The organism is Shinella sp. GW821-FHT10F02 (assembly GCF_058809275.1).
Window position 1 is genome coordinate 63,467 of sequence record NZ_JBXASL010000014.1, and the last position, 10,312, is coordinate 73,778.

At 62.4% G+C, this 10,312-nt stretch carries 11 protein-coding genes; 1 reads left to right on the top strand and 10 read right to left on the bottom strand.

Going from position 1 to position 10,312, the window contains the following annotated elements; genetic code table 11:
- Position 1 precedes the first annotated feature (1 nt).
- The gene (locus AC1RWL_RS31015; protein ID WP_493097330.1) at positions 2-496 is read left to right on the top strand and encodes a CinA family protein; all 495 of its coding nucleotides are present in this window, start codon (positions 2-4) and stop codon (positions 494-496) included.
- Here AC1RWL_RS31015 and AC1RWL_RS31020 read toward each other — a convergent pair.
- From AC1RWL_RS31020 to AC1RWL_RS31065, 10 genes are all read right to left on the bottom strand, one after another.
- Complete coding sequence (locus AC1RWL_RS31020; RefSeq protein ID WP_493097284.1) at positions 493-1,302, bottom strand: hypothetical protein; 810 nt, start codon at positions 1,300-1,302, stop codon at positions 493-495. The genes AC1RWL_RS31015 and AC1RWL_RS31020 overlap by 4 nt on opposite strands.
- 31 nt (positions 1,303-1,333) lie before the next feature.
- A complete protein-coding gene (locus AC1RWL_RS31025; protein WP_439616798.1) occupies positions 1,334-1,786 on the bottom strand; it encodes a type II toxin-antitoxin system RatA family toxin in 453 nt (150 codons plus the stop codon).
- A gap of 10 nt (positions 1,787-1,796) precedes the next feature.
- Positions 1,797-2,366, bottom strand: coding sequence for a P-loop NTPase family protein (locus AC1RWL_RS31030; RefSeq protein WP_493097283.1), 570 nt, complete (start codon positions 2,364-2,366; stop codon positions 1,797-1,799).
- A 72-nt stretch (positions 2,367-2,438) separates the two neighbouring features.
- Positions 2,439-3,416: a lipoyl synthase gene (gene lipA / locus AC1RWL_RS31035; RefSeq protein ID WP_256115855.1), complete on the bottom strand. Its 978-nt coding sequence runs from the start codon at positions 3,414-3,416 to the stop codon at positions 2,439-2,441.
- Positions 3,417-3,507: 91 nt separating this feature from the next.
- Complete coding sequence (gene lpdA, locus AC1RWL_RS31040) at positions 3,508-4,953, bottom strand: dihydrolipoyl dehydrogenase (protein ID WP_493097282.1); 1,446 nt, start codon at positions 4,951-4,953, stop codon at positions 3,508-3,510.
- A gap of 58 nt (positions 4,954-5,011) precedes the next feature.
- Positions 5,012-5,653, bottom strand: a complete 642-nt coding sequence (locus AC1RWL_RS31045) for an SGNH/GDSL hydrolase family protein (protein ID WP_493097281.1) — start codon at positions 5,651-5,653, stop codon at positions 5,012-5,014.
- A 15-nt stretch (positions 5,654-5,668) separates the two neighbouring features.
- On the bottom strand, positions 5,669-6,988 hold the full coding sequence (locus AC1RWL_RS31050) for a pyruvate dehydrogenase complex dihydrolipoamide acetyltransferase (RefSeq protein ID WP_493097280.1): 1,320 nt from the start codon (positions 6,986-6,988) through the stop codon (positions 5,669-5,671).
- A gap of 15 nt (positions 6,989-7,003) precedes the next feature.
- The gene (locus tag AC1RWL_RS31055; RefSeq protein ID WP_493097279.1) at positions 7,004-8,386 is read right to left on the bottom strand and encodes a pyruvate dehydrogenase complex E1 component subunit beta; all 1,383 of its coding nucleotides are present in this window, start codon (positions 8,384-8,386) and stop codon (positions 7,004-7,006) included.
- 19 nt (positions 8,387-8,405) lie between these two features.
- Entirely contained in the window at positions 8,406-9,452 is a 1,047-nt protein-coding gene (pdhA, locus tag AC1RWL_RS31060; protein WP_256115850.1) for a pyruvate dehydrogenase (acetyl-transferring) E1 component subunit alpha, read from the bottom strand.
- Positions 9,453-9,601: 149 nt separating this feature from the next.
- Entirely contained in the window at positions 9,602-9,910 is a 309-nt protein-coding gene (locus AC1RWL_RS31065) for an FtsB family cell division protein (RefSeq protein WP_256115849.1), read from the bottom strand.
- Positions 9,911-10,312: the final 402 nt, after the last annotated feature.

The window sequence follows — 10,312 nt, forward strand, 5'->3', positions numbered from 1 at the left end:
CATCTGGCCGAAGGACATCGAAGACACCGCCCGCGGCATCGTCGCCGATTTCACCGCGCGCACACTGCTGATCGCCACCGCCGAATCCTGCACGGCGGGCCTCATTGCCGGCGCCATCACCGAAATCTCCGGCTCTTCCAGCGTCTTCGACCGCGGCTTCGTCACCTATTCCAACGAGGCGAAGCGCGAGATGATCGGCGTCGCCAATGCAACGCTGAAGGCGCATGGCGCCGTCTCACGAGAGACCGCCCTCGAAATGGCCCAAGGCGCCATCGGCAATTCCGGCGCCAACATCTCCGTCGCCGTCACCGGCATTGCCGGCCCCGGCGGCGGCTCGGATGAAAAGCCCGTCGGCCTCGTTCATCTCGCCGCAGCCCGCACCGGCTACGAGACGCTGCATCGGGAAATGCGCTACGGCGATATCGGCCGCAGCGCCGTCAGGCTTGCGACGGTGCGCACCGCGCTGGAAATGCTGATCGAGATCGCACGGGATTAATTCGGGCAGAGCGAATAGATGTTCGTGGCGAAATTCGCCTCGTAGAGCGCCGTATCTGCCCAGAAAACCTGACCATCTGGGAAATTCTTCGCGAGGAAAGCATCGACGCTCGTCTTCTGCTTTTCGGCGAGCGCCTTGTACTCCGGTGTCTTGCGCTTTTCGCTCACGCATTTCGTGAAATCCGGAATGGGGCTTGACCGCTCCACGAAGAGCGCCTCGAACTCGCTGGAACTCAAGGCCTTGCCGGTCTCGAGGACGGCGATCTTGCGGGCTGCCGGTGCGGACAGCACGATATCGAACGTCTCGACATGGAAGAAGTCGCCGAGACGCCGGTCCTCGTCGCCAAGTTCGTATCCCTCGACGGTATAGGCCTTGCCGACGAGCTTGTAGCCGCTCACCTCGAAGGCCAAGCGCGCCGAGACCTTCACTTTCAGCGCCTTCTCGCGCTCCGGTTTCTGGTCCTTGAAGAGCGGAGGCTGCAGCGTCTCCGTGTCCACGATGCGCATTTCGCCGCCGACGTCGATCGCTGCCGGATCGGAGGAATAGGAATGGCGCGCGTTGTAGAAGGCCAGCATTTCCGCTTCGCGGGTGGGGAAGAAGGCGCGATCCAGATAAACCGGATTTCGAGGCAAGCCGTCCTCTCTGCCCTGGATTGTCATCTTCACATCCGGCCCGATACGATAACTTCCGGCGAGCGGCCGGTTCTGGTCGTCGAGAAGAAGAATGTAGTCTCCCGGCGCTTCCTGCGCGGCCGCAGGCGTGCAGATGAAGGCGATCAGGACGAAGGGAGCGAACCGGGTGATCATGCCCCGGTAACGGGCGAGCCGATCGAAAAATTCAGCCGGCGGTATAGATCGCCGCCGCCCGCTTTTCGAAAGCGTCCGTGAACATGCGGAAGGCACGGTCGAACATCGAGCCCATCAGCGCGCCGAGAATGCGGCTCTTGAACTCGTAGTCGATGAAGAAATGCACGTTGCAGCCGCCATCCGGCAGCGGCTCGAAGCGCCAGCGGTTGTCGAGATAGCGGAACGGCCCGTCGAGATATTTCACGTCGATCGCGCGCTCCGCCCGGTTGAGCAGCACCTGCGTGGTAAAGGTCTCGCGGATCGCCTTGTAACCGACGGTCATGTCCGCGACGAGCAGCTCCTTGCCGTCGCGCTCCTTGCGCGAGCGCACGGCGAGCCCCTCGCAGAGCGGCAGGAACTCCGGATAGCGCTCGACATCGGCGATGAGGTCGAACATCTGGTCGGGCGTATGGGGAACCGGGCGGCGCGTTTCGAACTGAGGCATGGAGGGCCAATTAAGCGGGAGCGCCCAGAAGATCAAGAAGACAGCGCATTTCCGAATGGCTTTTCAGCTGCAAAACCGGAACGTCCGGCCCATGCCTTTGCAACTGCAGGAGAATTTGTGGCACAGTGCGCTTCTCGAAATTCCAGATATAGGACAGGAATTCTCTGTCGGGTATTTGTTCGAGACAACCTTCGGCCATCTCCGGTCGGGTTTTGCCGGAATACCGGAAACCTCGCCTCGTCACGCCAAGCAGACATTTCCAGCGAGGAAGGCGGACCCAGATCACCATATTCGTGCGCGGCAGTCTCAAATCGAACGTCGATTGTCCGGTCCCATCCATGAGCCACCGCGCTCGCGCGACCGTTTCCGTGATCAGCACCCTCTCTTCGGCCTTGTCGCGCTTTACCCAGCCCGGCAACCAATAGAAATCACGGTCCATCGAAACATAGGGTAGGCCAAGACGTTCGCACAGGCGGTTTGACAGCGTGCTTTTCCCGCCGCCCGAACAGCCGATGACCAGAACACGGTGGGCAGACTTCAGCTGCTCTGCTGCTTCCTCAATCGAAACGTAAACCGTCATCGCCATCCCCCGAAACGAAAAGCCCCGCCGTCTTGCGGGACGGCGGGGCTTAAAGGAGGTTCGCGGAAAAGTCTATTCCGCGGCAGCCAGAACCTTGCGCTCGCGGGCGGCGCGAAGGCGGGCGAAATCGTCGCCGGCATGGTGCGAGGAGCGCGTCAGCGGGCTCGACGAGACCATCAGGAAGCCCTTGCTGTAGGCGACAGTCTCGTAGGACTTGAACTCTTCCGGCGTCACGAAGCTCATGACGGCGTGGTGCTTGCGGGTCGGCTGGAGATACTGGCCGATGGTCAGGAAGTCGACGTCGGCGGTGCGCAGGTCGTCCATCAGTTGGAGCACTTCGTTGCGCTCCTCGCCGAGGCCCACCATGATGCCCGACTTGGTGAACATGGTCGGGTCCAGTTCCTTCACGCGCTGCAACAGGCGGACGGAGTGGAAATAGCGCGCACCCGGACGAACCGTCAGGTAATTGCCCGGCACGGTCTCCATATTGTGGTTGAAAACGTCCGGCTTGGCGGCGACCACGCGTTCCAGTGCACCGGGCTTCTTCAGGAAGTCGGGCGTCAGGATTTCGATCGTCGTCAGCGGCGACGCGGCACGGATCGCCCAGATCACCTTTTCGAAATGTTCGGCGCCGCCGTCGGCGAGGTCGTCACGGTCCACCGAGGTGATGACGACGTGGCTGAGGCCCATCTGCTTGACGGCCTTGGCGACGTTTTCGGGCTCCGCCATGTCGAGGGCGTTCGGCTTGCCTGTCGCCACGTTGCAGAAGGCGCAGGCGCGGGTACAGATTTCGCCCATGATCATGAAGGTGGCGTGCTTCTTGTCCCAGCACTCACCGATATTCGGGCAGCCCGCTTCCTCGCACACCGTCACCAGCTTGTGGGAGCGCACAAGATCGCGCGTCTCCTGGTAGCCCTTGGAGACGGGCGCGCGCACGCGGATCCATTCCGGCTTGCGCAGCACTTCCGTGTCCGGCCGGTTGGCCTTTTCCGGATGGCGCACCCGCTTGGCATCGGGCGAAGGATTGGTGCGGTCGAGAATCGTGACCATGTCGTTTCCACTTTCCTGGCGGGCTCAAGCGCCTGCCCTGCGGACCCTGAAAGAGTGAGCCCGCCTCATGTGGAGGCGGGCTTTAGCACGTTCAAGCGTTCAGCGCACGCCCATAGGCATCCAGCACGCTTTCCTTCAGCGTTTCGGAAATCGTCGGATGCGGGAAGATCGTGTGCATCAGCTCTTCCTCGGTGGTTTCGAGGTTCATGGCGATGACGAAACCCTGGATCAGTTCGGTCACTTCCGCGCCGACGAGATGGGCGCCCAAGAGCTCGCCGGTCTTCTTGTCGAAGATCGTCTTGACGAGGCCCTGGTCTTCACCGAGCGCGATGGCCTTGCCGTTGGCGACGAAGGGGAAACGGCCGACGCGGATGTCGCGACCCTGTTCCTTGGCCTTGGCTTCCGTGAGGCCGACCGAGGCGACCTGCGGATGGCAATAGGTGCAGCCCGGGATCTTGGACTTGTCCATCGGGTGCACGTTCGGAAGACCTGCGATCTTCTCGATGCAGATCACGGCCTCATGCTCCGCCTTGTGGGCCAGCATCGGCGGGCCGGCGACGTCGCCGATCGCGTAGATGCCCGTCACGTTCGTCTTGCCGTAGCCGTCGATGGCAATGAAGCCGCGGTCGGTCTTCACGCCGATGGCTTCGAGGCCGATGTTTTCCACATTCGCCTGAACACCAACCGCCGAAATCATCCGGTCGGCGGTGATCTTCTCGACCTTGCCGTCCTTCATCTCGACATGGGCGGTGATCGAGTTGGCACCCTTCTCCACCTTGGTGACCTTGGCCTCCAGATGGATCTTCATGCCCTGCTTTTCGAACTGCTTCTTGGCGAGCGCGGAGATTTCCGCATCCTCGACCGGCATCACCGTCTTCATCACTTCGACGACCGTCACATCGACGCCGAGCGTGCGGTAGAAGGAGGCGAATTCGATGCCGATGGCGCCCGAGCCCATGACGAGCAGCGACTTCGGCATTTCTTCCGGCTTCATCGCCTCGAAATAGGTCCAGATCAGCTTGCCATCCGGCTCGATGCCCGGCAGTGCGCGCGGGCGTGCACCGGTGGCGATGACGATATGCTTTGCGGTGTAGGTGCCCTCGGGCAGCACGTTTTTCGGCAGCGGCGCCTGCGGCTGCTGGATCGCCTTGGCCGTCTTGGACACGACGATCTCGCCCGGCTTGGTGATCTTGGCCTCACCCCAGATGATGTCGACCTTGTTCTTCTTCATCAGGAAGCCGACGCCGCCGTTCATGCGTTGCGCGATGCCGCGCGAGCGGGCGACGATCGCCTTCAGATCCGGCGTCACGGAGCCTTCGATCTTGATGCCGTAGTCGCCCGGATGCTGGGCGTAATGAAAAATCTCGGCGGAGCGCAGCAGCGCCTTGGTCGGAATGCAGCCCCAGTTGGAGCAGATGCCGGCGAGGTGCTCGCGCTCAACGATGGCCGTCTTCAGGCCCAACTGGGCGGCGCGGATCGCGGCGATATAGCCGCCCGGACCCGAACCGATAACGATGACGTCGTAAGTCTGAGCCATGTCGTTTCCTGCCTTGTTTTTTCGCGCGGGCACAAACACCGCGTCTATGTTCTCTTGTTTACAGTCCGAGCATCATGCGCACGACGGGCTCCAGCCCGCGGCCAATCGCCCGCGTGTTTTCCGCATCGAGATGCACGCCATCGAGCGGCGTCGTCTGCGCCACCGAGCCGGCATCGAAGAAGCCGCAGCCGCTCTCGTCCGCAAGGTCCGCGTAAAGCGTCGCCAGCATTGCCGATTGCTCGACGCCGCCGGCAAACATCGCCGCGAAAGCGGTGTTCGCCGTCTCGCAGATCGGCGGCGGCGAAACGAGCAGGATCTCCGGCCCGTCCTGCCCGCCGAACGACCAGGCGTGGTGGCGCACCAGATCCACCAGCCGCTCCATGCCCTGCACCGCGCCAAAGGCCGTGCCGCAGATCACCGGCTTCATGTCGTTGGCGCCAAGCAGGATGATCACGAGGTCGATCGGGTCGTGGCTGTGCAGGATCGTCGGCAGGATGCGCGCGCCATTGCGATCGCAGTCCGCCAGATGATCGTCATAGGCGGTGGTGCGGCCATTCAGGCCCTCGGCAATGACGGTGACCTCCGGCCCCAGAGCCTTGGCGAGCACGCTCGGCCAGCGATCCTCGAAGGAATGCCGGTCGAGCGTTTCCGCACTGTAGCCCCAGGTGAGACTATCGCCGTAGCAGAGAACCGTTTTCATGGCCGCACTCCGCTATCAGACGAGCATCCCCATCGGGCTTTCGATGTAGCGCTTGAAGGCGCCGAGCAGTTCGGCTCCGAGCGCGCCGTCGACGCAGCGGTGGTCGGTGGAGAGCGTGACCGTCATCGCGTTGACGATGACCATCTGGCCCTTCTTGACCACGACCCGCTCCGTGCCGGCGCCGACAGCGAGGATCGTCGCATGCGGCGGGTTGACGACGGCGGCGAAGTTCGAGACGCCCATCATGCCCATGTTGGAGACCGCAGTCGTGCCGCCCTGGTATTCTTCCGGCTTCAGCTTGCGTTCCTTGGCCCGCTTGCCGAGATCCTTCATCTCGTTGGAGATGGCCGACAGGCTTTTCAGCTCGGCCTTGCGGATGATCGGCGTGATCAGGCCGCCCGGGATCGACACGGCGACGCCGACATCGGCGTGCTTGTGCTTGACCATGTTGGTGTCGGTCCAGGAGACGTTGGCATCCGGAACATCCCGCAGGGCAAGCGCCATGGCCTTGATCACCATGTCGTTGACCGAGAGCTTGTAGGCCGGCTTGTCGTCCTTGCGCGGTGCGGAATCGTTGATCTGGGCGCGCAGCGCCAGCAGCGCGTCGAGTTCCACATCGACCGAGACGTAGAAATGCGGGATCGTCTGCTTGGATTCCTGCAGGCGCTTGGCGATCGTCTTGCGCATGCCGTCATGCGGCACGAGCTCGTAGGAGCCCTGCTCGAACAGCTTGAGCACGGCCTCTTCCGACATGCCCTTGGGGGCTGCGGCAGGTGCGGCCGAGGCGGCAGCAGCCGGCGCTGCGGCAGCGGCAGGCTTTGCACCGCCGGAGGCGACCGCCTTTTCCACGTCGCTCTTCACCACGCGGCCATGCGGACCGGAACCGGTGATCGCCTTGATGTCGATGCCGGCATCCTTGGCGATGCGACGGGCGAGCGGCGAGGAGAACAGGCCGTTGCCGTCCTTGGCAGGCGCCGAAGCCGCGGCAGCCGCAGGCTTTTCCGCTTCCTTCGGCGCTTCGGCCTTGGCTTCGGCCTTCGGGGCCTCGGCCTTTGCCGAACCACCGCCGGCAGCGGCTGCCGACACATCTTCACCGTCGGCGGCGAGGATGGCGATCAGGCTGTTGACCTTCACGCCTTCCGTACCCGCCGGAATGACGATCTTGGCGACAACGCCCTCGTCGACGGCTTCGACTTCCATCGTCGCCTTGTCGGTCTCGATCTCGGCGATGACGTCACCGGATTTCACGGTGTCGCCTTCCTTGACGAGCCACTTGGCGAGGTTGCCCTCTTCCATAGTGGGCGAGAGGGCGGGCATCGTAATGTTGATCGGCATGGATGCGCCCTCCCCTTATTTGTAGCAGACGGTTTTGACCGCCTGGACGACTTCGCCGACATTCGGCAGCGCCAGCTTTTCGAGGTTTGCGGCATAGGGCATCGGAACGTCCTTGCCGGCGATCGTCAGGATCGGCGCATCGAGATAGTCGAAGGCCTGCTGCATGACGCGGGTCGCGATCTCGGTGCCGACGGAGGATTGCGGATAACCTTCCTCGACGACGACGAGACGGCCGGTCTTCTTGACCGATTCGATGACGGTCGGCAGGTCCATCGGGCGGATGGTGCGAAGGTCGATCAGTTCGACGTCGATGCCGTCCTTTTCGAGTTCCGCAATCGCCTTCAGCGCATAGGTCATGCCGATGCCGAACGAGACGACAGTGACGTCGCTGCCCTTCTTGTGGATGCGCGCCTTGCCGATCGGCAGCACGAAATCATCCAGCTTCGGCACCTCGAACTGCTGGCCATAGAGGATTTCGTTTTCGAGGAAGATGACCGGGTTCGGGTCGCGGATGGCGGCCTTCAAGAGGCCCTTCGCATCGGCAGCCGTGTAGGGCATGACGACCTTCAGGCCCGGAATGTGGCTGTACCAGGCGGCATAGCACTGCGAGTGCTGGGCCGCGACGCGCGCCGCAGCCCCGTTCGGGCCGCGGAAGACGATCGGCGCGCCCATCTGGCCGCCCGACATATAGAGCGTCTTGGCGGCGGAGTTGATGATCTGGTCGATCGCCTGCATGGCGAAGTTGAAGGTCATGAACTCGACGATCGGCTTCAGGCCGGTCATCGCCGCGCCGACGCCGACGCCGGCAAAGCCGTGTTCGGTGATCGGCGTGTCGATGACGCGGCGGTCGCCGAATTCCTGGAGGAGGCCCTGCGTGATCTTGTAGGCGCCCTGGTATTCGGCCACTTCCTCGCCCATGACGAAGACGTCGGCGTCGCGGCGCATTTCTTCCGCCATGGCGTCGCGCAGCGCTTCGCGCACCGTCGTCATCACCATTTCGGTGCCGGCCGGGATATCCGGATCGGCGGCAGCTTCGGTCTTCGGCGCAGCCGGAACGGGCGCGGCGGCAGCCGGTGCCGGCTCGGAAGCCTTGGGCGCCTCGGCTTCGGCCGGCTTTTCAGCGGCCTTCGGCGCGGCTGCGGCATCGGCGCTTTCGCCGTCCTGCAACAGCACGGCGATCGCCGTGTTGACCTTGACGCCCTCGGTGCCGGCGGCGATCAGGATCTTGCCGATCACGCCTTCATCGACGGCTTCGACTTCCATCGTCGCCTTGTCGGTTTCGATTTCGGCGATCACGTCGCCGGACTTGACGGTGTCACCCTCGTTCTTGACCCACTTGGAGAGCGTGCCCTCCTCCATGGTCGGAGACAGGGCGGGCATGAGAATCTCGATTGGCATTTTTCGTCCCTCCCCGGATTTACAGCAGGATGTCGGTGTAGAGCTCGGATGCATCCGGCTCCGGATCGGCCTGCGCAAAATCGGCGCTGTCGGCGACGATGTCACGGACGTCCTTGTCGATCTTCTTGAGATCGTCCTCGCTTGCCCACTTGTTTTCCAGAAGACGGGCGCGCACCTGCTCGATCGGGTCGTGCTCGGAGCGCATCTTCTGCACTTCGTCCTTCGAGCGATACTTCGCCGGGTCGGACATGGAGTGGCCGCGATAGCGGTAGGTCTGCATTTCGAGGATGACCGGACCCTTGCCGGCGCGGCAATGTTCCACGGCCTCGTCGGCGGCAGCCTTCACCGCGCGCACATCCATGCCATCCACCTGGAAGCCGGGGATGTTGAAGGATGCACCGCGATGCGAGAAATCGGTCTGGGCGGAGGCGCGCGACACGGACGTGCCCATGGCGTAGCGGTTGTTCTCGATCACGTAGACGACCGGCAGCTTCCAGAGAGCCGCCATGTTGAAGCTCTCGTAGACCTGGCCCTGGTTGGCAGCGCCGTCGCCGAAATAGGCGAGCGAGACATTGTCGTTGCCGCGGTAGCGGTTGGCGAAGGCGAGGCCCGTGCCGAGCGAAACCTGTCCGCCGACGATGCCGTGGCCGCCGTAAAAGTTCTTTTCCTTGGAGAACATGTGCATGGAGCCGCCCTTGCCCTTGGAAAGGCCGCCGCGACGTCCGGTCAGTTCCGCCATCACGCCGCGCGGGCTCATGCCGCAAGCGAGCATGTGGCCGTGGTCACGATAACCGGTGATGACCTGGTCACCTTCCTTCAGTGCCAGCTGCATGCCGACGACGACAGCTTCCTGGCCGATATAGAGGTGACAGAAGCCGCCGATGAAGCCCATGCCGTAAAGCTGGCCGGCCTTTTCCTCGAAGCGCCGGATCAGCAGCATCTCGCGATAGGCCTTGAGGTCGTCTTCCTTGGAGAATTCGGCGATGGTGCCGCCGGTGAAGTCTTTTTTGACAGGCTTAGCCGCTGTCTTGCGGCTGGACGTGGACGCGGTTTTACGCGGAGCCATGCGTTCCTCCCTATGTTTGCCTCTTGTTGGAAACCATAGGGGAGAAATTCCGCATCAGCAATGCCATAAATGCATGGCTTATATTCTTTGTAAGTCGCTGATTAGTAAGGGAGATTTACGATTAACCTGATTTCAGTTAATCCATACTCCTAGTGGAAAATCACGATTTCGTCGGCTCTGGACATGTTGAGATAGGAGCGTGCTTTTTCATCCAGCATGTCGCGCTCCAGCGAGCCGTCGCTCATCAGAGCCACTTCTTTTTCCAGGATTTGGCGCTGACGCACGAGTATGTCCAGGCGCGCCTGACGCTCCACTCTCTGCCGTTCGAAATCCTCCATCCCCCTGAGGCCGAAATCGCCGTGCACGGAATGATAGCCGAAGTAGGAAAGGAATGCGACCGTAATTACCGGCAGGGTAAGCCGGCCGAATTTCCGCTTTTTATGGTGTTTGGTCCACATGCAAGTGCCCCGATACGCAATACGGATTTCATACTAGCGCCAAGGGGTTAACCGATCATTGACCATGATGGGCGGCGCACGGAAAAAGCCGTGCGGCACTCAGCGCGAGACAGGGAGCGTCGTGCGCGCAGCATGGATCCTCGGGTCAAGCCCGAGGATGACGAAGGAGAGGTGGTGAGGTCGAAAAGGAGGGGGAAGCTCGTTGAGAGATCGGGGTTGAGGTGGTCAGAGGATAGCCTCCACATGCCCGCGATACCTCTGCGCGCGGAACACTGCGCCGCATACTAGACCGTTTCGGTGGGAAGGGAAAACCGTCCCTCCCCTCCGTCATCCTTATCTGTGGCAGCCGCATGATTTGGTAAGATGCAGCGGTGGGCAGCGTACCATTGTCATCCCAGGTCT